The sequence below is a fragment of the Bacteroidales bacterium genome, assembly GCA_016707785.1.
In the GTDB taxonomy this organism is placed as follows: domain Bacteria; phylum Bacteroidota; class Bacteroidia; order Bacteroidales; family UBA4417; genus UBA4417.
Map to the genome: position 1 here is coordinate 94,195 of JADJGZ010000012.1, position 26,140 is coordinate 120,334.

Sequence of the window (26,140 nt, forward strand, 5' to 3'; positions counted from 1 at the left end):
AAGAGGATTAAGAATTTGAATAGAATAAATAGTTCAGCAAGTCAGCAAAGGAAAACTTTGACAATGTCAGGCTTTAGAGATATCCAATTCTATTAGTGTTTTCATTGCAGCATTTTGTTCGGCTCCTTTTATGGAATAATCCCTGCCTTTTCCAAAAGGGCGTTTGTCAATAAGCACTTCAATAACATATTGTTTTGTATATCCATGCCCGACTTCGCTGACCTGGATAAATTCAACACTATGTTTTTCTCTTTGGGCCCACTCGATTAAACGGCTTTTATAGTTAGTATCATTGTTTTCAAGTTCATCGAGGTCAAAGTGCTGAAGAATGATTTTTTCAATGATGATTCTTCGGGTAAATTGATACCCTTTATCGAGGTATATGGCTCCTATCAGGGCTTCAAAAGCATCGCCATTCATCGATTTGTACACATTATTTCCTTCTGTACTAACCTGGATAAGCTTGTCAAGTCCTAATTTTTGGGATAGTTTATTTAGGGATGCCCGGCTAACGATCCTGGACCGCATTTCAGTCAGGAAGCCTTCCCCTTTAATAGGGAATATTTTAAAAAGATAATCAGCTACAACAGCGCTTAAAATGGCATCCCCAAGGTATTCTAATCGTTCATTAGAAACCCTTGTGCCATTAGTGAGTTCTTTTGCAAGGGATTTGTGCCTGAAGGCCAGTTTATACAAAAAAATATTTCCAGGATAAAACCCGAAAATATTCTTTATGAAGGAGTATAACTCTTTGTCTTCTGAAAGTATAACCCTGATGGGTTTAATTACGTCGAACGGGGACAAGGCTATTGTTCGAATTTCTTGAAGATAAGGGACGCATTGTGACCGCCAAAGCCGAAGGTATTGCTTAAAGCTGCATTTACAGTCCTTTTTGAGGCTTTATTGAAGACAAAATCAACGTTCTGATCAATCTCTTCATCATCTGTGAAGTGATTGATTGTTGGAGGGATAATATCGTTATATACAGCCAGGATAGAAGCAACTGCCTCAGCAGCTCCAGCAGCTCCCAGAAGGTGACCGGTCATTGATTTGGTAGAATTGACTGCAATTTTCTTTGCATGTTCACCAAAAAGACCAACGATAGCTTTTATTTCAGCGATATCACCAAGAGGGGTGGAAGTTCCATGAGTATTGATATGATCAATGTCTTCAAGATTCATTCCGGCATCTTCAAGGGCGAAACGCATGGCATTTTTAGCACCAATACCTTCAGGATGAGGAGCTGTCATATGATGAGCATCTGCACTCATACCGGCGCCGGCAACTTCACAATAGATTTTAGCACCGCGGGCAAGAGCATGTTCCATTTCTTCAAAAACCAAAGCAGCTCCACCTTCTCCCATAACAAAACCATCACGATCTTTGTCGAAAGGCCTTGATGCGGTGGATGGATCATCATTTCTTGTAGAAATGGCATGGAGAGAATTAAAACCTCCGATACCGGCGGGATTGATTGTGGCTTCTGATCCACCAGTTACAAAAATATTGGCCTTACCAAGACGAATATATGTATAGGCGTCAATCAGCGCATTTGCTGAGGATGCACAAGCAGAAATCGTGGCAAAATTAGGGCCGCGGAAACCATATTTAATGGAAATATGACCGGCAGCAATATCAGCAATCATTTTCGGAATCAGGAAAGGAGTAAAGCGTGGAGTGCCATCTCCGGTAACAAAGGATGCAACCTCCTCATAAAAAGAGGACATCCCTCCAATACCTGAAGCCCAGATAACGCCTACCCGGTCCAGATCCAGTTTATCTATTTCCATTCCTGAACTGATAACAGCCTCATCAGCCGCTACCAACCCAAAAAGGGTAAATGGATCATACTTACGAACTTCTTTGCGATCAAAGAAATTCATTGGATCAAAGTTCTTTACCTCACAGGCAAACTGTGATTTAAACTTTGACGCGTCGAAACGCGTAATCGGTCCAGCGCCACTAACCCCGGTTAATAAACCATTCCAGTATTCAGGGATGGTGTTTCCTACCGGAGTCAGTGCGCCAAGGCCCGTAACTACTACTCGCCTTAACTTCATCAAACGTGATTTACTTATTTCGCGTTGTTTTCGATGTAAGCAATAGCTTCGCTTACTGTGCCGATCTTCTCAGCCTGATCGTCGGGAATAGCAATGTTGAATTCTTTCTCGAATTCCATAATCAGCTCAACGGTGTCCAATGAATCGGCACCCAGGTCGTTGGTGAAACTTGCTTCGGGGGTAACTTCTTTTTCGTCAACTCCAAGCTTATCAACGATGATAGCTTTTACTCTTGTTGCAATGTCGGACATTGTTGTACTCTTTTAATTGGTTTTGGGCTGCAAAGAAAAAGCTTTTACCGACATAAACCAAAAAATGATTTAAATATTTTGGATTCTTTATACATAAGTTACAGAAAATTAATAGTATACATCAGTGATATATGGGTTTGTAGCTCAAAGAATATCTTTTTAGCCCACTGATTTCAATCGCAAAAAGGAATTATTGAAAGGAAAAGAGCTGGATATTGAAGTAAGATGTGAAAATTTTTTATGCTTTTTCTTCCAAGATTGCTAACACTGAAGTATCCATGTGAATTGATAATTTTATCCTAATTTTGGATTAAAATTACCCGGAATGGATTTCTTACCTAGAATCGCAATCTTTGCCTCAGGAAGTGGAAGTAATGCCCAGCGGATTATAGAGTATTTTTCTGAAAAAAATATTCTGGAGATTGCCGGAATCTATTGCAACAATCCTTCAGCTTATGTTCTTGAAAGGGCAAAGAATCTGAATGTACCCGCCAGACTTTTCAATAAAGAGCAGTTTTATCATTCCAGTGACATTCTTGAAGACCTCAGGAGCAAAAAAGTAGATTGGGTTGTTTTAGCCGGTTTTCTTTGGTTAATCCCATCAAATATCCTGCAAGCCTATCCAGATCATATCATAAATCTTCATCCGGCTTTACTTCCCAAATTTGGAGGCAAAGGAATGTTTGGAAGTAAGGTTCATGAATCAGTTATCCGGGCCGGGGAGCCAGAGAGTGGAATTACAATACATTATGTGAATGAGAAGTATGATGAAGGGGAAGTCATCTTTCAGGCACGATGTCCTATCACAGAATCAGATACTTCTGAGACATTAGCTTCCAAAATCCATGCTTTGGAATATGAGTATCTTCCTAAAGTTATTGAGAACCTGGTTTCAGGGGTCAGAGAAAAATAACTCTTCTCAGGCGTATTCTTTCACCTCAATTTCACCCTTAAGCACCATCAGTCCATTCATTGCGAGTGCGCGCATTTCATCTTCCCCTGGATAGGTATAAACCGGGGCAAACTTATATACTCTTTCAATGATCATATTGGTAATCCACTTGCTGTGGGCTACTCCACCAGTTAAAAGTATAGCATCAACATCTCCCTTAAGGACGGGCACCATAGAACCAATTGATTTGGCTACCTGGTAAGCCAGGGCTTCAAGAATGAACCGGGCTTTCTGGTCACCATTCTGAGCACTCATTTCTGCTTCATAAGCACTATTTGTGCCCAGGTAGGCAACAATTCCGCCATTGCCAACCACCATTTTTATGATCTCTTTTTCAGTGTACTCCCCACTAAAGCAGAAACGAACCAGGTCACCGGTAGGCAATGTTCCGCTGCGTTCAGGTGAAAAAGGTCCTTCACCGTCTAATCCCTGGTTTACATCAATTACTTTGCCCTTTTCATGCGCCCCAACCGTAATGCCTCCACCCATATGCACTACGATCAAATTCAGATCCTCGTAGCGTTTCATAATACTTTTAGCATGCTGGCGGGCGATAGATTTTTGATTTAAGGCATGAAATATGGAGATGCGTTTAAATAGGGGATGTCCAGATATTCTTGCCAGGTCGTGTAATTCATCAACCACAACAGGATCAGCAATATAGGCTTTAGCATTAGGCAAAGAGTTGGCAATTTCATCGGCGATTAGTCCACCGAGGTTGCTGGCGTGTTCTTTAATAGGCCTCTCATGAAGATCATATTTCATGGCGTCATTTACCCGATATACGCCTGAAGGGATCGGTTTAAGCATCCCACCCCTTCCCACAACAGCCTGTATCTTTTCCAGCTGAATCTCTGCTTCTTCTAACTCTTTGTAGATAATGTCTTTCCTGAAATGAAACTGATCGGCTATATGTTCGAACTTCGCAATTTCTTCACTATGGTGGGTGATATTCTTTACAAAAATTGGGTTCGTATTCTGGTAAACCGCAATTTTTGTAGAGGTTGAACCAGGATTTATAGCAAGAATACGAAAATCTTCCATTGTCAGCAATCAGTTATGAATTCTTGATTAAGGTAAAACTATCAAGCCAATAATGCAGCCAGAGCAATAGAATATGTTTTGGTGAGAGCGCTGTCACCTCTTGAAGTGAGTACACAAGGAACTCTTGCGCCCGCTACGAAAGCAGCTAATTCAGCACCAGCCAGCTTTGTTCCCCCTTTAAAGAAGACATTACCTGCTTCAATATTTGGGAACAACAGACAATCTGCATCGCCGGCAACGGGTCCGGTCACTTTTTTGATCTCAACAGATTCCTTATCTATAGCGCAATCCAGGCTTAAAGGTCCATCTACAATACAACCTTGTATCTGCCCCCTGTCACTCATTTTTGCAAGCATTGCACCATCAACACAGGCTGGCATTCCGGCTAGCATTTGCTCTGTTGCAGCAATAACTGCCACTTTTGGTTTTTCGACACCTATTGCTTTAGAGACTTTAACCATATAATCAATGATTCTCAGTTTCTGCTTGAAATCAGGCAAAGGGATAATTGCAACATCGCTAATAGTCAACAGTTTGTGATATGCAGCAAATTCCATCACGGTAATATGACTTAATACAGCTCCTTCATTGCAAAGTCCTTTTTCTTTATTCAGGATCGCACGCATGTATTTGTCCGTACTCAATGAACCTTTCATTAAAAGGTTAGCTTTACCTTCATTGATCAGTTGAACGGCCAGTGATGCTGCTTTTATTTCATTAGGCTCATGAACAATTTCAAATGATGAAACATCAAAACCATGATCCTGGCAAATTTTACGGATGTTACTTTCGTCACCTGTAAGGGTAGCATCGATGATGCCTTTATTCACTGCAGCATAAACAGCTTCAATTGTATGTGCATCATTGGCGTAGGCAGCTACCAATCTCCGTTTTTGTTTTGATTTCAGAAGATCGAAGATTTGTTCCAATTTTGTAATGGTCATGGTATGTTTTTTTTAAGTGTTGTTAAAGAGATAACATTAGAATTATTGTAGTTATCAATAAAATACCGTGCAAAATTAGATAATTGCCTATCATTTCTGAAGGCTTCCCGATACTTTACCTGCTATTTAGAATAGTTCTTCCCAAATGTTTGTTAAAACCTGGGATTATGGAGGATAAATAGAAAAAGGATTAATCTGTATAATAATCAATCATCCGTTGAATAGCTGTTTCACACACATTACAAAAGGCATTTCCCTTAAAGGATCTCATCATACAATCAGTTGCCGGTCTGTAAAGCCCTTTAGCTACATAACCGCCACCTTCATAAACGCCTAACTTCAAAGGGTCATCAGTATTCAAGGGTGTTGGTATCACTGTATTTTCTGGAAGTAGATTTTTCCATTTATGACTGAAATCAACCAATGTAGTTAGATTTGGTTCCCAGGGTTCAATATCCAGGGGATACATTTCATTGAATGCAGTTGAACCATCATCATATTCATCAGCTAATCCGGCAAATCCATGTCCGAATTCATGTACAAAGATTTTTGCGGATGATGAGTTGCTATTTACGGAGGTGTTGTAGAAATTATAAATTGCCCCACCGCCGTATTTTTTAGTATTAACCAGGATATAAATCTGGTCATAAGGGACATTTGAAGCAAGATCTCTCACACTTTTATTATCGTAGGTCATGAGATACCTTTCAGAGTCGAAAGTATAAAAGGTGGTATTCAGAATTGTTTTTTTCCAGATTCTGTCGCCCGGAATATCTGTTCCATTCTCGGCTGACGGAGCTAAAATCCCACGGATATTAAACTTGTCTTTATTTTGTTTGAAAGGTTCAAATGCGAATAACTCTAAGGTAAATTTATCACAATCCTTTTTGAAATCTTCCATTTCATCCGCTGTATATCCTTCTGGAAGTATTACAATATCAACTTTCTTGGCGGGAATTCCATTAATTAATGCATCATATTGGGGGTAGTTATATCGTCGTTCAGATGTAATGAAGTAATTAGATGTTTCAATTTTAAATTCATGAACTATCTGATAGATGCCCAAGCTATTGCGACTCAAAATCTCAATCCGGATGTCTTTTTTTGGATAGGGCATGACCAGGGTTTCCGAAAAACTCTTCCTCAAATGTTTCGCCTCTTCAGTAAATTGCCATTCAGCGAAAAGGGTACAAAACCCATAACTATATATCAGGGTATTACTTTCTTTGTCGTACACTTTAAAATAGTACTCGCCCATTTGAAGGGAATCGATAAGTTGTTCAAAAGATCCTCCCCAGAAAGGTTCGCTTTTGATTTCATCTAATGAAAACAACTCATGTTGAGCATCTCCAGTATGATAGTAATCAATACGAAGTGTGCGGGGATAAAACCAGTCATCAAAGGAGGCTTTTGCTGCCAATGATACCAAAACGAGGCAAAGTATTCCGATAAATTTCATCAGGAGTGTATTGAGAATGGACAAACGAATATACAAAAGAAACCTTTGGCTCACCAAAGGAAGGATAGCCTTAAAAAGTTTTGTTCTCCTGACTCAGTTCGTCGGAAGCTTATCAAACAAAGCGTATTGAGGTTAGTATATCAGGTAAATAGTTCTTGATGGGGGAAAGCTGAATCCTCCCAGCCTGCTCATTGCCTGGGCGCTTCCGGAAGGTTTATTTACCACACTGCCTGAACCCGAGACATGCGACTGTACCTCTGGGCTGCCTTTATAAAAAACAGAGCCACTTCCTGAAATGGTAGCTTCCAATAAATCTCTGACAAATACATAGTTATTACCGGATCCTGAAATGGATGTCCGGCAGGAATCCATATCCAGTCCATAGGAGTCAATATTACCTGTTCCGCTGATGACTAATTCTCCTTTAGTGGCTTTTCCCCACAATTCAACATTGCCTGACCCCGCAATGGTAGCCAGAAGATTATTTACATGAATGGGCGCTTTAAAGGATCCGGACCCGGAAATGGTGAGCATTAATTGTTCTGAAATAATGGAATCTGATTGAATATTGCCAGAACCGGATATGTCCAACTCTGAAATATGATTAGTAAAAATTCTGATAATAAGAGGTTTACGTGGATTTAAACAAATGTCTCCCTCGGTTCTAAGTTCAAGCTTATTATTCCGGGTTTCAGTGATTATTTTGGGGATAAGGTTTGATTCTGCTTCAATAACTATGCTGTCAACTTTACTATGAGTAATGAATACAGAAAAATCGGAAGAAAGAGTAATAGCATCAAAGCCTGATCCCGGAATTCTTTTCTCTTTTACCATTTCGTTGTTTCCATCGATGCACTGAAGGTCACTACAGGATGTGGTGGCCAGTAGAATGAGAAATAATCCGAAAAACAGAAAAGGTTTCAAAGTAATGGAACTATTCATGATCGGGGATGAAAGAAGTTATCAATGCCTTTGACGTACAAGGCTATGAAAAGTTACAGTGAATTATGATTATTCCTAATAAGGAATGAGTATGCTTCGGGAAGTAATATGCAACAACCTTTTAGTCCTTGGTTTGAAGAAGAGAAGTGTTAATCCTGAAAATTTTACCGCTGCTCAATCCGGCAACATATAATCGTCCTTTATTGTCTTCTCCAAAGGTGCTGAAATTATTATTTTTAAACCTCCCGAACTCTATTGACTGCCATTTCCCATCTTTAAGTTGAAGTGTCCAGATCCGGTCAGAGCAATAATCGGCAAAGAAATATTGTCCATAGTAAAAAGATGTTTCAGAGCCCCTGAAGATATATCCTCCTGTTATAGAACATTCATCACCATGCGCGTAAGTGTGAACCGGAAATGCAAATGGTACATCTTTTATGCAGTTTTCCTGATTAAAGGGATCATTGCCTTCGAAACATCTCCATCCATAATTCTCTCCACCTTTACTCTCTGCAACTTGAAGATGGATCTCTTCTATTTTATTCTGACCTACATCTGCAATCCAGAGGTCGCCATTTAGCCTGTCGAAACTAAAACGCCAGGGATTTCTCAACCCGGTAGCCCAGATTTCGTGCTTATAGTTACTGTCGTTTACAAAAGGGTTATCAGCTGGAATAGAATATGGCACCGATTTGTCAACATCGATGCGAAGCATTTTCCCAAGCAGTTCATTAGGATTCTGTGACCTGTTTTCAGGATCTCCGGCTGCACCACCGTCTCCCATACCTATGTAAAGGTAACCATCCGGACCAAAAGTGATACAACCTCCATTATGATTAGAGTAAGGTTGTTTTATGCTCAGGATTTTAATTTCACTACTGGCATCAGCTGCATTGCCGTTATTGGGTTTTATGCTAAATCGGGAAATATGTGTTGAGTCTTCTGCACCTACATAATTGATATAGAAATACCCATTTTCTTTAAAATTGGGATGGAATGTAAGTCCAAGTAAACCTCTCTCACCTCCGTAAACAACCCTTTCATGGATATCAAGGAATGGCTCTGCCTGTTTATTCCCTGCAGAATCCAGTATATAAATGTATCCTTTCTGTCCAACAACGAACAACCGGTCATCACCTGCATTTGTTATACTACAGGGTTGATCAATATCTTTGGCAAAAGGGATGAGTTTTTCATCAATAGTTTTTTGATTGCATCCTATCAGGGTAATTACTCCTAATAATAAAAAAATCCTGTTGGTGAAAAATAGAGGTTTCATATGGTTTGGTTTTGAAGGACTGGTTTAATTTTTAACCCAACAACATGATAACCAGTTCAATGAGACTTTGTTATCCTGATATATTCGGGGTCTTTTACAAGAGTTTTAAAGGCAGGTTCCTTATTAAGTCGGGAATAATCTTTAAATCCTAGTTGAAAGGCATCTTCAAGTGCATTCAAAGCTTCCTTTTTTTGACCTTGCTGTATCAATATCAATGCAGCAAGGTAACGATGTTCAGAATTGGAGGGGTCAATAATACTGTAAAGTTCCACAAAATGGAAAGCCATTTCCAGGTTGCCCTGCCGGATAGACCTATTGGAGAGTGAGTAAGCATTGAGACTAAGGAATCCGAGCAGACGCTTATACATATGTGTTTCGTCTGATTGTGGCAATTTTTCTGAGGCAGAACGAAGTTTTTGGGACTCCTTCATCCACCAGTCGGGTTGTTCACTTTGAATACTAAGGGAATATTGTGACTGTAAGTTTATTTCGGTGGAAAGAATTTGTTCATTCCTTTGCTGTGCGGCAATAAAGGAAGGTTCTGTAATGACTCTGTCAATTTCTGAATTTAATGGTGTGAGATCTGTCAGACCTTCCAGGTATTGCCTCATTTTTACCAGGTACTTATAGCTGGTAACAAAATCTTTATTCTTTCGGGCACTATCTGCCAGGTTAAAATTATCATCGATGAACTGGTTGATCAGTACCCGGTTAAGGTTTACTGTTCCTTTTCGCATTCTGTCAAACTCCAGCCAGGTGAAAATCTGAGGTACAATTTCTGATGGTGGCCAGGCATGAGGGCCATCATATTCAAGAAGATAGTGAGTAGTACCCGTGGCTTCCAATTTTTTATCCAATTGATGCAATTCTGTATAATTAAAATCCCAGGTTCCGGCTATGGAGAGATAGCTGAATGTAATATCCTGTTGTGGGTTTTGAGCAGGTAGTCCGGCTCCGATTGCAATAATTCCTGCTATGTTGCCTTCGTTTAGTGCAAAGGATCCTGCCACTCTTGCCCCACCGGAAAAACCTGCAAGGTAAATAGCTTTGGAATCTGTGGAATAAGTTGAAGTAAGGTCTGAAAGCACTGTTTTGCATATCAGGTTAGTTTCAGCGGGGGACATTCCATTTTTAGAATTATTGGAGGCTGCGAGTATGAAGCCATATTTCTCAGCTTGTTCTTTAAACAGACGGACCGGTAACAATCCTTCGGCATGAGGATCAAAGCATAATAATACCGGCCATTTCTTTTCTTTTTGATAGGATGATGGAACATATAAAGTGTAGGATAGACTGGTATCTTTTACACATTTGACCTGTTCTGTTATTTTTCCGGGTTCTTCTATCAGAATAGATGAGGAGGAACTATTATTACATCCGGAAGTGAGTATTGAAAGGAAAATGAAGCTGATTAAGGTATTCAATTGCCGGGTGCTCATTTTTTACTTCATTTTAGATGGCCTGAATGCTATGTTGGGATTGCGTTTCCACAAATTTCGGTATTTTTTGTTTTTTATCAAAATAATGTATATTTGAGGCGTTTCAATCACCAGATATGAAATTTAACCAGTTAACAGGTTTAAGAAAAACAATATTCCGTTACATTAAGGAGCGTGACTATTATATTGTTGATATTCAAAGTTGTATATAGTTTTTAAAACAGTTTTATCATTGCTAAAACAATTTCTATGGAGTTACCTTTTGCCGAACCCTACAAAATTAAAATGATTGAAACGATCAGGCGAAGTGAACGTGCTGAGCGTGAAGCCTGGATTACCAAGGCTGGATTTAATCTTTTCAATTTATCATCTGACCAGGTGTTCATTGACTTGTTAACTGATTCCGGTACAGGTGCAATGAGTGATAAGCAGTGGGCAGAGATTATGACTGGTGATGAGAGTTATGCCGGATCAGCATCTTATTTTAAGCTGAAGGCTGCAGTCAAAGATATATTTGGTTTTGATTTTTTCTTACCAACTCATCAGGGCCGGGCTGCTGAAAATGTCCTTTTTAGTGTTCTGGTCAAGGAAGGAGACGTAGTCCCCGGTAATTCACATTTCGATACTACCAAAGGTCATATTGAGTTCAGGAAGGCACATGCAGTGGATTGTACCATTGATGAAGCTTTTGATACAGAATTGGACCATCCTTTTAAAGGGAATGTTGATCTTGAAAAGCTGGAAAATGAAATAAAAAGACATCCTAAGGAAAAGATTCCCTTCATATTAGTAACCTTAACCTGTAATTCTTCAGGCGGACAACCCGTTTCACTTGAGAACCTGAGGCAAGTGAAGGCTATGGCTCAAAAATATGGAATCAGGTTATTGTATGATTCAGCAAGATATGCTGAAAATGCCTATTTTATTAAGAAAAGGGAGCCAGGCCAGCAGAACAGGGCTATTAAAGATATCGTAGCAGATATGTATAGTCTTGCAGACGGCATGACTATGAGCAGTAAGAAGGATGGTATTGTCAATATCGGAGGCTTTATTGCACTTAACGATAGTGAGATACATCGCCAGGCTTCGGTTTTCAATATTATGTTTGAAGGGTTTATCACCTATGGGGGACTTGCTGGTCGCGATATGGCTGCATTATCCCAGGGTTTGTATGAAGCCTTAGACTTTGATTATCTTGAAGCCAGGGTTGGCCAGGTGGGATATCTTGGGAAACTGCTGACTAAATATGGTATTCCAGTGCAGCAACCTTATGGCGGACATGCAATTTTTATTGATGCAAATAAAATTCTTCCACATTTGCCTAAAGAACAATTCAGGGCACAAACATTAGCTGTTGAATTATATTTGGAAGGAGGTGTCCGGGGTGTTGAAATTGGCGCAATGATGGCTGACAGGGACCCTGTTTCGCGTGAGAATCGATACCCAGCACTTGAATTGGTCAGGTTGGCTATTCCAAGAAGAGTTTATACCAACAATCATATGGAATATGTGGCCGCTTCAATGGCCAATGTTTTCGAACGCAGAAAATCCATCACCTCAGGAATGGAAATTCTTTATGAAGCTCCAATTCTGCGCCATTTTACTGTAAAAATGAAAAGGAAGGATTCCATCTAAATCCGGACTTATCAATGTAATGAACAAGCATTGATTTTCTTTTTTTTCTGCACCAGGTTACTGAAAAATCAGTTTTCAGTAACCTGTTTTCATCTTGTGACGGATGGTTTAAACATTCATCGGATAATCTTAATGTTAAATTGTCTTAAATCAATTGCAAGGCGTGGTTTAGCGTATTTTTCTTGTAGATATTTGTCTTAAAAAAGACATGGAAAATAATTTAAGTTCGGCGTACAATTTTATTGGATTGGATCAGTTTATTCTTTGATCTTTCATGGTCCCTACAATTTTATCCAACATTTAGTTATTTACTCTTGTTTTAACTCCTGGTACTTATAATTATCAAAATCGCGTCATAAAATATAATCCAAAATTCAATGAAACAATTATTCTGGTTCCTGATGATCTTGCTTATGGTATGTTCAGGACAGTTGGTGGCTCAATCTCCGACTAAAGTTACCATCAAAAGTATGATCAGGGACACATCGAATGCTGAAGTGCCTTTTGCAACTGTTATGCTTCTTACACCCAAGGACAGTACGCTGGTGAATTTACCACCAGCGATGGATCCGGTGCATTTTCATTTAATAATGTCAGGAATGTCCCTTACTTATTAAAGATTTCGCATATCAGTTACCTTCCACATCAACAATTGATTCAAACATCTTCTTCAGCAATCAATGACCTGGGAGTAGTGAGAGTGAAGCCTATTTCCCTGGCATTGATGGAAGTGGTTGTCAAGGCTGCCAAAGCCCCGCTAAGGATCAGGGGAGATACGGTTGAATATGATGCCACTACTTTTAAAGTTCCACCCGGATCAACAGTGGAAGACTTATTGCGCAGGCTTCCCGGTATTGAAGTGGATGCGGAAGGAAACATCAAAACTCAGGGTAAGGATGTAAAAAGGGTATTTGTGGATGGGAAGACTTTCTTCGGTGACGATCCAAAGAGCGTTACCAAGAACCTCGGTGCGGAAGCCATTTCAAAAGTGCAGGTGTATGATGAAAAGTCGGAGCAGGCGAAGTTAACAGGTGTTGATGATGGCACAAAGGAAAAGGCCATGAACCTTGAACTGAAGGAGGAGTATAAAAAGGGATCCTTTGGAAAGATTACCGGGGCTGTTGGAACGGATGAACGTTGGGCCGGACGTGGGAATTACAATCGTTTCAATGATAAAAACCAGCTTTCATTCATAGGATATGCCAATAATATCAATCAAACCGGGGTGAATTGGGAAGACTATGGTGAGTTTAAAGGCCAGAACGCTTTTAATGATTATGATAACGGGGATTTTGGATTCAGTTCAGGTGGTGGAAGATATTATTCTTTCAGTGGCGATGATTCACCAATGAACCAGTTTGATGGCCGGGGGTTCACAAAGAATTTCGGAGGAGGTACAAATTATAATTATGATAACAAGAAGACGAAGTTTAATGCCAGTTATTTCTATAACCAGACTAAACTGAATCTTGAGCAGTTTTCAAGCAAGCAGACTTTCTTAGGGGATAGCTCTTTTTATAATAATGATACTTTGGCAAAGAACGATTTCAGAGGCAATCATACTTTTGCAACCCGTTTTGAGAAGGAGATTGACTCTAATAATATCATCATTGTAAAAGCTAATTTCCGGCTTAGTAACTCCAATTCTTCAATGGATCAAAGTCAACTCTATTCAGGAGCTGAGAAAGTTCTTTTCAACAGGCTCAGTATGAATAATTCGAATGATCTTGAATCCTGGAGAATAACGAGTGCATCTATATTCCGCCACCGGTTTAAGAAAAAGGGCCGGTCATTGGCTGTGAGTGCAGGATATAATATTAACAGGAGTAACGGTTCAGACCAGCTTTTTTCTTTGAATGAATTCTTCAATGCAGCCTCATTCAAGGAACAAATCAGGAAGTTGAATGAGAAAGACAATGATGTTTCCCAGCTAAAATCAAGCTTATTATATACCGAGCCACTTTCAAAAGTGTGGTACTGGGAGACATTCTATAATTTCAGTTTGAGTGAAAATGGAGTGAACCGACAGGTGCTCAATCCTTCGGAGAATAACATCAGAATTGATAGCCTGAGCGTGTATTATACAAACAACGTGCTATATAATCGTTTGGGTTCCAGTATCCGGTATTCCAATAAAGGGTTAAATGTACAAGTCGGAGCCGCTGCCCAGCAACTGCAGCTAAAAGGTAATTATGCGATTGATAAGGATCTTCCCTTTTCAGATACATTAAAGAGAAGCTTCAATAACTGGACCCCGAATTTATCGGCCAGTTACCAGCTACCTCATAATATGTGGATCAGCACAAATTATAATTATGATGTAACAGAACCATCAATTACCGACCTGCAATCGGTTCCAAATACCGATAATCCTTTATATAGAAGTGAAGGTAACCCAAATTTGAAGCCTGAGAGATCACATTCTGTCAGTTTGAATTTTAATTACTGGAACCCATCATCTTTTGCCAGCCTTGGGATTGGAAGTAATTATAATAATTATGACCAGAACATTGTCTATAACCAATGGGTGGAAGTGATTGATACTATTGGGATCAGGACTACCACGCGGGCCGAGAACATTGAAGGAGGCTCCAGCTTTAACATGTATGTGTGGTCTAGCTTCCCAATCATTAAAACCAAGCTCACAATTGACTTTAACGGATCTGTGAATATTGGGAATTCCCCTGCTTATGTGAATGATGTATTAAATGAAACAGATAACAAAGGATATAATTTCGATTTCGGGATCAACCTAACTCCAAGCCCAAAGTTGATCATGAATATCAGTCAGGGGATCAATTTCAATGACATCTCCTATTCGATTCGCACTGAGCAAAATCAGAAGATCAGGAATTATGAAACTTATGCTTCTGTAAAATGGCAATTTGCACCCAAGTTTTTCCTGGAGAGCAATTTTAATTATGCTATTTACAGGAATGATAAATTTAATTTCGACCGTGATATGCCAATTTGGAATGGATCAATACGTAGAATTCTTGGGAAAAAGAATCGTTTGGAAATACGCCTGGCAGCTTTTGATATACTGAATAAGAGAGTATATATCAGTCAGTATGGTACTGCAAACTATATATCTTATACCAGTGCTCCAACCCTGGCAAGATATTATATGTTAAGTGCCACATACAACCTTAGGGGATTTGAAGATAAATTAAAGAAGAATAATTTTTGGTAGGATTGATTTTTCACAAGCGTAATAAATAGAGATTAGTTATGAGATACATTAGTTTCATCATTGGGAAAGGTCAAAAGGCAATCAGTATAACAGTTGCTGTGATGATGCTTTCATTTTTCCTGCCAAACAGTACTTTTGCCCAGACAATGGAGGGGAAAATCCGTTTTCTGATTACTCACAACTGGACAAAAAAGATGGCTGCAGTTGACTATCTTAGTAAGCAGCAGAGGGAAAGAATCACCTATATGTGGGGTAACAGATCTGAATGGAAGGAATTCACAGAGATGTACTTTAAGCCTACCCAGAGTTTTTACAAGGATTCGGAAGAGAGAGCTGAAGCTGACGATGAAGGTTATTCCTGGAGGCGGGATGAATATTCCATCAGAAGAGATTTTGAGAAGCAAAAGACGTTGGATATGATTCAATTGTTAGGCAAGGTATATATCATTGACGATTCTTTGCGTCCGCAGCCATGGAAAATTCTGAATGATATCAAGGAAGTTGCCGGCCATATTTGTATGAATGCCTATTGGCATGATACGCTTAAACAACAAAAGGTAACTGCCTGGTTTGCCATGGATATGCCCATCAGTGGTGGTCCGGAGCGATTTTGTGGATTGCCCGGGATGATTTTGGAAATAGAAATAAATGACGGTGCCATGGTGATTACCGCGGATAAAATTGAAATGAAGTCATTAACTACAGAGATGGATTTACCAAAGAAGATGAAGGGTAAAAGAATCCATGAGGATGATTATTATAAAGTCATCAAGAAGTACATGGATGAGCGGAAAGCAGCTGAAGAACCACCTTTCTGGGGTATAAGGTATTAAAATTCAGATAGTTTCAAGATTGCAATAATGGAGATGATCAGATATTCTGGTCATCTCCATTCATTATATATTCTTTTGCCTTGTTGGTATAGGTTTTCAATAGGGGAAACACTTTTGGTGCAACAGAAGCTAATGGTTTATACAATGCGGATTCATCTTTCTGTTCTTTTGTAACCAGGTAGGATTTTGGGTCGATCTTTTCCAGAACCATCACCAGAGCAGATACAATCAGCAAACCTTTAGCAACTCCCAGTAATAATCCTGCTATTCTGTTTACAATTCCGAGACCTGTAGTTTTGACCACTGAAGTGAGAAATTGTCCCAGAAGAAAAGTAAGCACCAATACAATAGTAAAAGTGAACAGGTAGGAAATCGGTTTAATATTTGAGCTTTTCATGTCAAATTGTTTTCGAAGCAAGTCAGCTACGAATTCAGAAAAATGAATTGCTGCATAAAACCCAATCAGGATACCTGCAAGCATGGCTAAAGTGATAATAAACCCTTTGGAAAAGCCTTTCCAGGCAAAATAGGCAAGTGGAACCAGCAATACCAGGTCAAGGATATTCATATTTGATTAGGAAGATTTAAGTTTTTTATTTGAGAAACTTGTGGTTGAGTAATTTTATTGCATCCACAACCAGGGATTAATCAGTTCAGGTTGGACGAAGCCTCTTTGTTAATTCCGAATTAAAAACAAATGCATTAAGCTCAGGATTAGCAGCATAAAGTATATTGTCTTTATTTCCTTCCCACCAGAGTTTTCCATTAAACAGGAAGTATATTTTCTGCCCGATTTCAAGTACAGAATTCATGTCGTGTGTAACAACCACTGTTGTGATATTATACTCTTTAGTGATTTCACTGATCAGTTCATCAATGAGGTTTGCCGTTTGAGGATCCAATCCGGAATTGGGTTCATCACAAAAAAGGTATCTTGGGTTCAATGCAATCGCGCGTGCTATGGCAACTCTTTTCTTCATGCCACCACTTAGTTCTGAAGGGAATAGTTTATTGGCATTTTCAAGGTTCACCCTGGAGAGGCAGAAATTAGCTCTTTCCAGTTTCTCGGCATGTGTCATTTTTGTAAACATTGTTAGCGGGAACATAACATTCTGCTCAGCTGTCAGCGAATCAAACAGTGCCCCACCCTGGAATAACATGCCAATTTCCTGGCGGATTTCTTTTTTCTGACTAAAGTCCATTTCCGAGAAAGGACGTTTATCATATAACACTTGTCCTTCCTCGAAAGGCAAAAGCCCGACGAGGCATTTGAGCAGGACCGTTTTACCCATGCCGCTCTGCCCGATGATCAGGTTGGTTTTTCCCTGATCAAAATGGACTGTTACATCCTCGAGAACGATTTTTTCACCAAATCGTTTAGTGATGTGATTCCCTTCTATCATACCAGAAGCAGTTGGGTTAAGATCAGGTTTGAGAAGATAATGGCAATACTACTGTAAACCACGCCTGAAGTGCTGGCATTACCAACTTCAAGCGCACCTCCTTTAGTATAATAACCATGGTATGCAGAAACGGAAGTTATGATAAAGGCAAATACAACTGTTTTAATGAGGGCATAATAGATATCATACATATGAAAGAATGACTGAATGCCATAAATATATCCGTATGATGTAATTGATCCGGTGGCAGTACCGGCAGCCCAACCTCCAATTACACCTAAAACCATGCTCATCATAATGAGAAATGGGAAAATGAACATGGCAGCCATGATCTTGGGAAGGATAAGATAGGATGCAGAGTTGATTCCCATTACTTCAAGGGCATCGATCTGTTCCGTTACTCTCATGGTTCCTATTTCCGAAGATATCCTGGAACCCACTTTTCCGCAAAGGATGAGGCTGATGATCGTAGGCGCGAATTCAAGCACAATACTTTGCCTGGTGGCAAAACCGATGGTATATAGGGGTACCAGGGGTGAGTCAATGTTAAATGCCATCTGAATGGTGAGAACAGCACCCATAAAAACTGAAATAATAGCAACGATTCCTGCTGAAGCCAGTCCGAGGTTCTCAACTTCGAGCATGAATTGGCGGCGATAAACAGTCATTTTTTCAGGTTGTTTGAAAACCTGGAGAAGCAAACTAAGGTATCGGCCAAAATGGTAAATAATCTTCATCTCACACAATAATTACCGCTAAATTAGCGTAAAATTAACTACAAGAACACTGTTTGCAACATTATTGGTTTTCAATTTCCTGCCAAATACCAATTCTTTAGGGATGGAAACTACCTTTGAACCTTTGAGTTTAAAATATGTTTAGGAATAAGCAGGTAAAAAAATGAATACATAAAGTTGTAATAATAACTAAAGAAGTAGTTCCTTTGTATTTGAATGTCATGATCATGGGTAAACTTAAGTCAGTGTTGTCTCATAAGGTTTTACTTCTTTTTGGAGTAAGCACGATGGTTATTATGCTTCAGGGTTGTATGACCCCCAATTACAATAATAAGAACTGGCGCAGAAGCCCTCCTTCAACCGGTAGAAACCGATGCGGTTGTTTAATGAAGATGCCAGGTCAGTTAATGCTTCCTCAGGATGGTCTTATTTACCAGGCCTGAATTTTTCAACCGACTGCTAAATCGGTTTCCAGAACATTCAAGAGGACTCATTTCCGAATATTTCAATCGGTATGATTTCATTATAAAAGTTACCTCTCCCAGGAAGCAAAAGCTTGGTAGTTTTCGGTCATCTTCCGGAAGTGAATTACCTGTTATCAGTATAAATAATGATTTAGGAGAGTATTCTTTCCTATTGGTTTTTATTCATGAGTTGGCCCACCTTAAGGTTTGGAAAGAATATGGTCGCAAGGCTATGCCACATGGAAGAGAATGGAAGCTGTCCTTTCAGGAACTCACCCTGCCTTTCCTGAATCCTCAGATATTACCTGATGAACTAATTGTGGCCTTAAAGATTCATTTCAGAAAGACCCCATCCTCATTTCACCGGGATGTTCAAATCTTGCGAGTTCTGAATCGGCTGGAGGAAAAGGGAGAAATGCTCACCCTGGCTGAAATTGGAAACCAGGTTAAGTTTCAGCTATTGAATGGAAAACAAATGATTAAATTGGAGCGGATGCGGACCAGATATAAGTGCTTTTGTCCATCAAACAAGAGATATTACCTCGTTTCACCTACTGCTCAAATAATTCTGATTTAAAGTAAGTATTGATTCCGGTTTTTCTATATTTGTGAGAGACCAGTTTTAAATTTGGATCGTTATAAATATTGTCAAACAGTGATATGATGGATAAAAATAATTATGGTGTAATTATGGCCGGAGGGGTCGGTGCCCGATTCTGGCCGATGAGCAGAACCATGCGTCCTAAACAGTTCATTGATATTTTAGGGACAGGAGAAACATTAATACAACAGACTTTCAGACGATTATCAGTTGTTTGTCCTCCGGAGAATATTTTTGTTGTAACACATGAACTTTATAAGGATCTTGTTATTGAACAACTTCCGCTGATTATTCCTGATCATGTGCTGTGTGAACCTGTCAGAAGAAATACTGCACCCTGCATTGCCTATGCTTGTCACAAGATTGCTCATCTTAACCCGGATGCAAGGATTGTAGTTGCTCCTTCTGATCACATCATTTTAAAAGAAGAGATTTTTACAAAAACCCTGAGAGATGCTCTTGATGCTGTAAGTGTCAACGACTGGCTCATTACACTTGGGATTATGCCAAGTCGTCCGGATACCGGGTATGGTTATATTCAGTTTGATGAGACAAAGGAATTCAAGCCCCATACCAGTGTTAGAAAGGTGAAGACTTTCACGGAGAAGCCACATCATGAGCTTGCAGTTTCATTTTTGCAGAGTGGAGATTTTCTATGGAACTCAGGAATTTTTATCTGGTCCCTTCGGAGTATCCTGAATGCATTTGATAAGCACCTTGCGGAGGTAAATTCTATTTTCAGAGAAGGCGACAGTAGTTATTTTACGCCCATGGAATCAGATTACATTTTACAAGCTTATACCTTGTGTAAAAGTATCTCCATCGACTACGGTGTAATGGAGAAAGCAGATAATGTTTATGTTATTCCTTCTGATTTTGGATGGTCCGACCTTGGAACATGGGGATCGTTGTATGAAGCCCGCATAAAAAACGAAGATAATAATGCAATAGTTGGAGATTCTGTGATTCCTGTGGATACAAAGAATTGTATTATAACAATGCCGGATCACAAGGTAGCACTTATTCAGGGCCTGGATAATTACATTATTGTTGACGAAAAGGATGTTTTACTGATTTGCCGAAAAGGTGATGAACAGAATATCAGGAATTATGTGGATGAAGTGCGGGAAAGAAAAGGTGACAAATACGTTTAGTATTAACAATTAGAGACTTAAAGTAATGATAAAGAAAAAACTATTACTGCTTTTGACCCTGTGCTCGATTCTGATGAATACCAGGGCAGATGAAGGAATGTGGCTTCCACTCTTCATTGAACGGCTTAATTATGTTGATATGCAGAAAGAAGGTTTGCACCTTACTGCAGAAGAATTATACAGTATAAATCATAACAGTCTTAAGGATGCCATTGTCATTTTTGGTGGTGGATGTACAGGAGAGATCGTTTCAGAACAGGGATTGTTATTTACGAACCATCATTGCGGTTATGGCTCTATTCAATCGCACAGTACTGTTGAGCACGATTATCTGACTGACGGTTTTTGGGCAACGAGACTCGAAGAAGAGCTTCCCACACCAAATCTGGCTGTGCGTTTCCTGGTTAGTATCCAGGATGTAAGCAAGGAAATGCTTGAAGGGATTGATGAGAACATGACGGAGCAAGCCAGGAATGAAAAAATCAGGGAAAACAGCAGGAAACTGGAAGGAGAAGCTACGAAAGATAATTCCTATGATGCCAGGGTTGGTTCTTTCTTTAATGGTAATGAATTCTATCTTTTCCTTTATGAAGTTTTCAGGGATGTTCGCCTGGTTGGGGCTCCTCCTTCTTCAATTGGCAAATTCGGTGCCGATACCGACAACTGGATGTGGCCGAGACATACCGGTGATTTTTCAGTTTTCAGAGTTTATGCAAGTACTGACAATAAACCGGCTGAATATGCCAAAGAAAACGTCCCTTTAAAACCCCGCAAGTTTTTACCTATTTCTATCAAAGGGGTGAAGAAAAATGATTTTGCTATGATTATGGGATACCCTGGAACCACCGACCGGTATGCTACTTCTTATACCCTTGATTGGGCCCTGGAACGGAACAATCCTGCTATTGTGAAAATCAGGACAAAGAAACTGGAAATCCTGCGGGAAGATATGAATGCTGATGCAGCAGTTCGAATAAAATATGCTTCAAAATATGCAGGAACGGCTAATTACTGGAAGTTTTTCATCGGGCAGAACAAAGGGCTGAAGAGATTAGCAGTAGCTGACAGGAAAAGGCAATTGGAGAAACAATTTCTCACCTGGGTACAAGCAAATCCTGATAAAACAATAATTTATAAAGATGCCCTTAAAAGCATAGAAAAAGCATATGAAATCATCAACACCTATGAAATGGCGGTGAGGTACAATTCGGAAGCGATTGTGAGAGGCTGTGAGATCATAGCTTATGCCAGGCAGTTTGAATCATTAGCCAAAGCCATGGGTGAAACAGATGAGGCAAAACTCAAATCAGTTACAGAAAAAACTGGTACTGCATCCAAGCAATATTTCAAGAATTATAGCGCCCCTACTGATCAGAAAATGCTTGCCGCTATGCTGAAGTTGTATTATGAAGATGTGCCTTCAGAATTTCAACCAGCGCAGCTCAAGACTATTTTCAAAAAGTATAAAGGGAATTTTGAAAAGTACGCTGAATATGTTTTCTCTAAATCCATCTTTACCAGCCAGGAAAAAGTAGATGCTTTCCTCGCCAATCCTTCTATGAAACAGCTCAGTAAAGATCCGGCATGGATATTACAGCGGTCATTTAGTGAAAATGCCCAGAAAATTGACAAACTGGTTAAGCCAGGAACAGATTTATTGGCAACAGGAAGGCGACTCTATGTGAAAGGGTTAAGGGAAATGTTGCCTGATCAGAAGTTCTACCCGGATGCCAATAGTACTATGCGCCTCACTTATGGGAAAGTGTTGGATTACAGTCCGGCTGATGCTGTAGATTTTAATTATGTTACTACCCTGAAAGGATTAATTCAAAAGGAAGATCCAACGAACTGGGAATTTGTAGTTCCTGAAAAACTTAAAAAGCTCTATGAAGATAAAGATTATGGGAACTATGGTGAAAATGGGGAGATGATAGTAGCTTTCCTCACCACCAATGACATCACCGGTGGAAACTCTGGAAGTCCTGTAATGAATGGAGATGGTGAGCTGATTGGAATTGCTTTTGACGGGAACTGGGAAGCTATGAGCGGGAACTATGCTTTTGAACCGGAACTTCAGCGAACCATCAACGTTGATATCAGGTATGTCCTCTTTATTATTGAAAAATATGCAGGGGCTACTAATCTGATCAAGGAGCTGGATATTCGCAATTGACAGGGTCAATACATTATTACTAATAGAAAACAGCTGATGGCGTTAGAGATTGAAAGGAAATTTCTGGTTGACCCGGCTAAGCTACCTCAAGGGTTGGATGGAGTGATCATCCGACAGGGTTACATGCTGATTAGCCAGGAAAAGTCCATTCGTATCCGTATCTCCGGACATAAAGCCTTTTTTACTATCAAGGGAATGGATCGAAATGGGGTCAGACCTGAATTTGAATATGAAATCCCATTTGAAGACGGGCAGGATTTGTTTGATCAATTTACGTTACCAGGTAAAATCTCCAAGATTCGGTATCATCACATCTTTAAAAAACACCTTTGGGAGATAGATGAATTTCTTCTCGATAATAAAGGCCTCTGGATTGCAGAAATAGAATTGGCTTCGGAGGATGAAACCTTTGATATCCCTGACTGGATTGTTAGTGAAGTAACCGGTGATTTACGTTTTTTTAACACCTATCTGTCGCAGCACCCCTATTCAACCTGGTAAACAGGAAGAATATGTTGTGAACTATTCCTAATTTTGCAGGATCACGACATTATCTAAATTATTCTTGTTATGAAACAGATTTCGGCCATACTCTTATTGGTGACTTTGATTTTTCTTCAATCCTGTAAGAAGGATGAAATAGTGGAATCGTACCAAAGGGGAGGAAATTCCTTGGTTGCGGCTCCTGATGGCAATATGGTTATTGCGGGATTTAATAATTCTGAAAGTTCAGGATTTGATGCTTTTTTAACCAAAGTGAATTCCAGCGGGGAGGTGATTTGGGAATCTTCCTATGGTGATAATAATTCAGATGCATACTATCATGTTATCAATGGTGTGGGTGGAGGATATGTAGCAAGTGGTTTCCAGACATCGACAACATCAAATAGCAGGACTTCAATGTTGATCAGGAAGGTAAAGGAGGATGGTTCGGCAGAATGGGCAAGTTTATTTGGTGTTGGGTCCATTTCCCAGGGGTTCTCACTTACTTCGACCAGTGATAGCGGCTACATAGCTTGCGGATATATCATGGATGATTTTGATGATGACAGGGATATTTACCTGGCAAAAGTCAATTCGTCCGGTGAAAAGGTTTGGGATAAACGGATTGGCAGCAATACCTCTACTTCCGCCAAATACGATGAAGCATATGCAATTGCTGAAGCTTCTGATGGATCAGTATTCATTACCGGCTCAATGGCAGGGAATGTCAGTTGTTGTGGAGATGCATTCCTTATGAAGCTTAGTTCAACGGGTGACAGTCTCTGGACAAAAACGTTTAGTGAAGGACTGGGTTATTCATTGGAGATTGCCTCTGATGGAACCATTGCCATCGGGGGAATGGTTGAAGCCAACGGACAGGATCTTTACCTGATTAAAGTAACTGCTTCCGGGGAAAAAGTGTGGGAAAAAACATTTGGAGGCACTGGATTTGATTATGGCACCACTCTTGTACTTGCTGATGATGGCGGGTATGCTATTACCGGGATTACTGCTGCTTCTGGAAGCGCTAATCAGAATATTCTCCTGAATAAGTATGATTCAGGTGGAAATTTGAGCTGGACAAAGACTTATGGTGGTGATGATGTTGACCAGGGAGTTGGAATAATCCAACATGCAGATGGTGGTTTTAGTATAACAGGTTTGAGTAATAGCGGGGGAAGTTTCATTTTCCTCAACCGAACCAGCAGTACCGGAGAAGAAATTTGGCAGAAAAAATTGAACTAATCTATTTAATAGTGGCATAGTGTTTGTAACCATGCTGCCACACAAAATAACTTTGAGATGAAAACAATCAAGTATTTTACCTTAACCATTATTGTAAGTGTAGTGATGTCTACCGGATTTGCCTATGCTCAGAAGGTAGGTGTTGCCGCCGATAAGCAGAAACAGGAAAACCTGGAGAAGAATAAAAAAAGACAGGCGGAGATGAAGAAGAAGTACAACTCCATGACCCCTGAGCAGGCTGCAGAGGCGGAGCGCAAAGCAAATGAATACAAAAAAGCGGGTGGAAAATCCAAAACTGGGGGGAATACTACCCAGCCATCTCCGGGCGTGTCGAAACCTACTACCAATTCAGCTGTAAATAAAACACAGCAGAATCCCAAACAAGGGAATGTTCAGAAACCGGGAGCAACTAAAAAGGTGATCTGGATGGAATCAAATGGGAAGCCTAAGGTTACACCCACCACGGGAACTCCAGGGAAACCTGAAGCAAAACCAAGCGGCACAAATACCCAGAAACCTGTTGTAACAAAAGGTAAAAAGGAATCGGGTGTAAAAACAAAGTAATAATTAGATATAGATAGAAAAGGGAGGAGCCGGTAACGACTTCTCCCTTTTTTTATACTTATCGAGTATGAATGGTTAGAGTCGGGTCTTCACTAATGCAAATCTCTGCTTCAGTCTGAGAAAGGGTTTTTCGAGAAGCTCATAACTAATAACAGGGATAATCAGGGAGGCAAGGAAGATGATCAGGAAGTAGAGGTAAATATTATTGATGTGATAATCCATCAGAACTTTCTTGATAACTACCAATACCAGGATGTTGCCGTACATATAGATACCATAAGATACTTTTCCCAGGTAAAGTATAGGTTTAAATTTTCCAAGGAAACTTTTCCTGTCGGGGTTAAAGAGAGTATCCATCATGATTAGCCCTATCAATACGATGTAAACGAATCTTCTGGTAACTCCATTCAGCATATTTTCATAATTACTCATATCATCAAAAGATAACAGGATAACCAGGATGACTGAGATCAAGGAAATGCTAATCCAATGCATTTTAAAGGTAAAGGGCTTTTTGATATAAAATACCGCCAATAGTCCTCCGAGAAGAATCACATCCATCCTGCTGAATGTATGCAGGTATAACTCATACCAATTGGATGCCAGGAACAGGTAAGTATAAATTTTATAGCACCAGCTGAATCCCAGGAGAAGGGTGATAGCATGCGGAAGTTTCCTAATCGGAATAAAGGCTACAATAATAGGCCAGAAGATATAGAAGTGTTCTTCAATACAAATGGACCAAAAATGAGAGAAGGGATAAATCCATTCCTGGGTATTGATGGTTTGGAAGTTATTGATGAGTGCAATCGTTGGCCAATATACAGGTTGTTTTTCTCCCAGCCAGCTTACAAGAAATGGAGCAATAGCAACAAGGAAAAAATATAAAGGCCAGATCCTTAATCCACGCCGGATATAGAATTTGGGAATATTTACTTTCCCGTATTTCTGTTTTTCAATAACCAGTAAATAGGTGAGGAGGTATCCACTGATAAAAAAGAAAATATCCACCCCGATGGGCAGGTTTCTTAAAAACTGATCAACATGAGCACCAAACCCGGAAAATGTTTTGTAATCTCCGGCAGATAAAATTCCGGGTAGCCCAAACCAGCCTTTCCACGCTATATATGAATGGTAAATGACAATCATAAAGGCTGCAAAGAAACGAATGATATCAAACTGAGGGATATAGACAGCTGAATTGCTTTTTTCTTCCAATGAAAGGGTTGTTAGGAGTTTAGCCAAAGTTAGAAAGTTTTTAAGTATAGGAATCAGCAAAACAAAT

The 26,140-nt window shown here is 39.7% G+C and carries 25 protein-coding genes; 12 read left to right on the forward strand and 13 right to left on the reverse strand.

Features of this window, described 5'->3' with window-relative positions; translation table 11 throughout:
• Nucleotides 1–66: 66 nt before the first annotated feature.
• The 3 genes from rnc to IPH84_08320 are packed head-to-tail and all read right to left on the reverse strand — an operon-like array spanning nt 67 to nt 2,311.
• Complete coding sequence (rnc, locus tag IPH84_08310; GenBank protein ID MBK7173223.1) at nt 67–804, reverse strand: ribonuclease III; 738 nt, start codon at nt 802–804, stop codon at nt 67–69.
• Between the two features lie 2 nt (nt 805–806).
• The gene (gene fabF / locus IPH84_08315) at nt 807–2,060 is read right to left on the reverse strand and encodes a beta-ketoacyl-ACP synthase II (GenBank protein MBK7173224.1); all 1,254 of its coding nucleotides are present in this window, start codon (nt 2,058–2,060) and stop codon (nt 807–809) included.
• 14 nt (nt 2,061–2,074) lie between these two features.
• Nucleotides 2,075–2,311, reverse strand: a complete 237-nt coding sequence (locus IPH84_08320; protein ID MBK7173225.1) for an acyl carrier protein — start codon at nt 2,309–2,311, stop codon at nt 2,075–2,077.
• A gap of 325 nt (nt 2,312–2,636) precedes the next feature.
• On the opposite strand from IPH84_08320, the gene purN reads away from it, so the two are divergent.
• The gene (gene purN / locus IPH84_08325; protein MBK7173226.1) at nt 2,637–3,224 is read left to right on the forward strand and encodes a phosphoribosylglycinamide formyltransferase; all 588 of its coding nucleotides are present in this window, start codon (nt 2,637–2,639) and stop codon (nt 3,222–3,224) included.
• Nucleotides 3,225–3,230: 6 nt separating this feature from the next.
• Here the strand turns inward: purN and buk are convergent, their stop codons facing one another.
• The 6 genes from buk to IPH84_08355 form a co-directional block, all read right to left on the reverse strand.
• The gene (gene buk, locus IPH84_08330; protein MBK7173227.1) at nt 3,231–4,307 is read right to left on the reverse strand and encodes a butyrate kinase; all 1,077 of its coding nucleotides are present in this window, start codon (nt 4,305–4,307) and stop codon (nt 3,231–3,233) included.
• A 41-nt stretch (nt 4,308–4,348) separates the two neighbouring features.
• Nucleotides 4,349–5,251, reverse strand: coding sequence for a bifunctional enoyl-CoA hydratase/phosphate acetyltransferase (locus IPH84_08335; GenBank protein ID MBK7173228.1), 903 nt, complete (start codon nt 5,249–5,251; stop codon nt 4,349–4,351).
• A 190-nt stretch (nt 5,252–5,441) separates the two neighbouring features.
• Nucleotides 5,442–6,710, reverse strand: coding sequence for a peptidase M64 (locus tag IPH84_08340; protein ID MBK7173229.1), 1,269 nt, complete (start codon nt 6,708–6,710; stop codon nt 5,442–5,444).
• A gap of 132 nt (nt 6,711–6,842) precedes the next feature.
• Nucleotides 6,843–7,652 carry a DUF2807 domain-containing protein gene (locus IPH84_08345; GenBank protein MBK7173230.1) on the reverse strand — a complete coding sequence of 270 codons (810 nt, stop codon included), beginning with the start codon at nt 7,650–7,652 and terminating at the stop codon, nt 6,843–6,845.
• A gap of 121 nt (nt 7,653–7,773) precedes the next feature.
• Nucleotides 7,774–8,931 carry a PQQ-dependent sugar dehydrogenase gene (locus tag IPH84_08350; protein ID MBK7173231.1) on the reverse strand — a complete coding sequence of 386 codons (1,158 nt, stop codon included), beginning with the start codon at nt 8,929–8,931 and terminating at the stop codon, nt 7,774–7,776.
• Nucleotides 8,932–8,987: 56 nt separating this feature from the next.
• Entirely contained in the window at nt 8,988–10,370 is a 1,383-nt protein-coding gene (locus IPH84_08355) for a hypothetical protein (protein ID MBK7173232.1), read from the reverse strand.
• Between the two features lie 249 nt (nt 10,371–10,619).
• Here IPH84_08355 and IPH84_08360 point away from each other — a divergent pair, with 249 nt between their 5' ends.
• The 4 genes from IPH84_08360 (at nt 10,620) to IPH84_08375 (ending at nt 16,031) form a co-directional block, all read left to right on the forward strand.
• Entirely contained in the window at nt 10,620–12,005 is a 1,386-nt protein-coding gene (locus tag IPH84_08360) for a tryptophanase (protein ID MBK7173233.1), read from the forward strand.
• A gap of 377 nt (nt 12,006–12,382) precedes the next feature.
• Entirely contained in the window at nt 12,383–12,622 is a 240-nt protein-coding gene (locus IPH84_08365) for a hypothetical protein (protein ID MBK7173234.1), read from the forward strand.
• A 35-nt stretch (nt 12,623–12,657) separates the two neighbouring features.
• Nucleotides 12,658–15,198, forward strand: a complete 2,541-nt coding sequence (locus tag IPH84_08370; GenBank protein MBK7173235.1) for a TonB-dependent receptor — start codon at nt 12,658–12,660, stop codon at nt 15,196–15,198.
• A gap of 38 nt (nt 15,199–15,236) precedes the next feature.
• On the forward strand, nt 15,237–16,031 hold the full coding sequence (locus tag IPH84_08375; GenBank protein ID MBK7173236.1) for a GLPGLI family protein: 795 nt from the start codon (nt 15,237–15,239) through the stop codon (nt 16,029–16,031).
• A gap of 37 nt (nt 16,032–16,068) precedes the next feature.
• Here the strand turns inward: IPH84_08375 and IPH84_08380 are convergent, their stop codons facing one another.
• The 3 genes from IPH84_08380 to IPH84_08390 form a co-directional block, all read right to left on the reverse strand.
• On the reverse strand, nt 16,069–16,599 hold the full coding sequence (locus IPH84_08380) for a CvpA family protein (GenBank protein ID MBK7173237.1): 531 nt from the start codon (nt 16,597–16,599) through the stop codon (nt 16,069–16,071).
• Between the two features lie 85 nt (nt 16,600–16,684).
• Nucleotides 16,685–17,434: an ATP-binding cassette domain-containing protein gene (locus tag IPH84_08385; protein ID MBK7173238.1), complete on the reverse strand. Its 750-nt coding sequence runs from the start codon at nt 17,432–17,434 to the stop codon at nt 16,685–16,687.
• A complete protein-coding gene (locus IPH84_08390; protein MBK7173239.1) occupies nt 17,431–18,171 on the reverse strand; it encodes an ABC transporter permease in 741 nt (246 codons plus the stop codon). Before IPH84_08390 ends, IPH84_08385 begins: the two co-directional genes overlap by 4 nt.
• A gap of 227 nt (nt 18,172–18,398) precedes the next feature.
• On the opposite strand from IPH84_08390, the gene IPH84_08395 reads away from it, so the two are divergent.
• From IPH84_08395 to IPH84_08425, 7 genes are all read left to right on the forward strand, one after another.
• Nucleotides 18,399–18,614 (forward strand): hypothetical protein, encoded by a 216-nt coding sequence (locus IPH84_08395; GenBank protein MBK7173240.1) that lies wholly within the window; start codon nt 18,399–18,401, stop codon nt 18,612–18,614.
• The gene (locus IPH84_08400; GenBank protein MBK7173241.1) at nt 18,592–19,212 is read left to right on the forward strand and encodes a hypothetical protein; all 621 of its coding nucleotides are present in this window, start codon (nt 18,592–18,594) and stop codon (nt 19,210–19,212) included. Before IPH84_08395 ends, IPH84_08400 begins: the two co-directional genes overlap by 23 nt.
• 86 nt (nt 19,213–19,298) lie before the next feature.
• Entirely contained in the window at nt 19,299–20,390 is a 1,092-nt protein-coding gene (locus IPH84_08405; GenBank protein MBK7173242.1) for an NTP transferase domain-containing protein, read from the forward strand.
• 25 nt (nt 20,391–20,415) lie between these two features.
• A complete protein-coding gene (locus IPH84_08410) occupies nt 20,416–22,563 on the forward strand; it encodes a S46 family peptidase (protein ID MBK7173243.1) in 2,148 nt (715 codons plus the stop codon).
• Between the two features lie 36 nt (nt 22,564–22,599).
• Nucleotides 22,600–23,064: a CYTH domain-containing protein gene (locus IPH84_08415; protein ID MBK7173244.1), complete on the forward strand. Its 465-nt coding sequence runs from the start codon at nt 22,600–22,602 to the stop codon at nt 23,062–23,064.
• Nucleotides 23,065–23,133: 69 nt separating this feature from the next.
• The gene (locus IPH84_08420) at nt 23,134–24,291 is read left to right on the forward strand and encodes a hypothetical protein (protein MBK7173245.1); all 1,158 of its coding nucleotides are present in this window, start codon (nt 23,134–23,136) and stop codon (nt 24,289–24,291) included.
• 57 nt (nt 24,292–24,348) lie between these two features.
• On the forward strand, nt 24,349–24,855 hold the full coding sequence (locus tag IPH84_08425; protein ID MBK7173246.1) for a hypothetical protein: 507 nt from the start codon (nt 24,349–24,351) through the stop codon (nt 24,853–24,855).
• A gap of 75 nt (nt 24,856–24,930) precedes the next feature.
• Here IPH84_08425 and IPH84_08430 read toward each other — a convergent pair whose 3' ends face one another.
• Complete coding sequence (locus tag IPH84_08430; protein ID MBK7173247.1) at nt 24,931–26,100, reverse strand: acyltransferase; 1,170 nt, start codon at nt 26,098–26,100, stop codon at nt 24,931–24,933.
• Between the last annotated feature and the right edge of the window lie 40 nt (nt 26,101–26,140).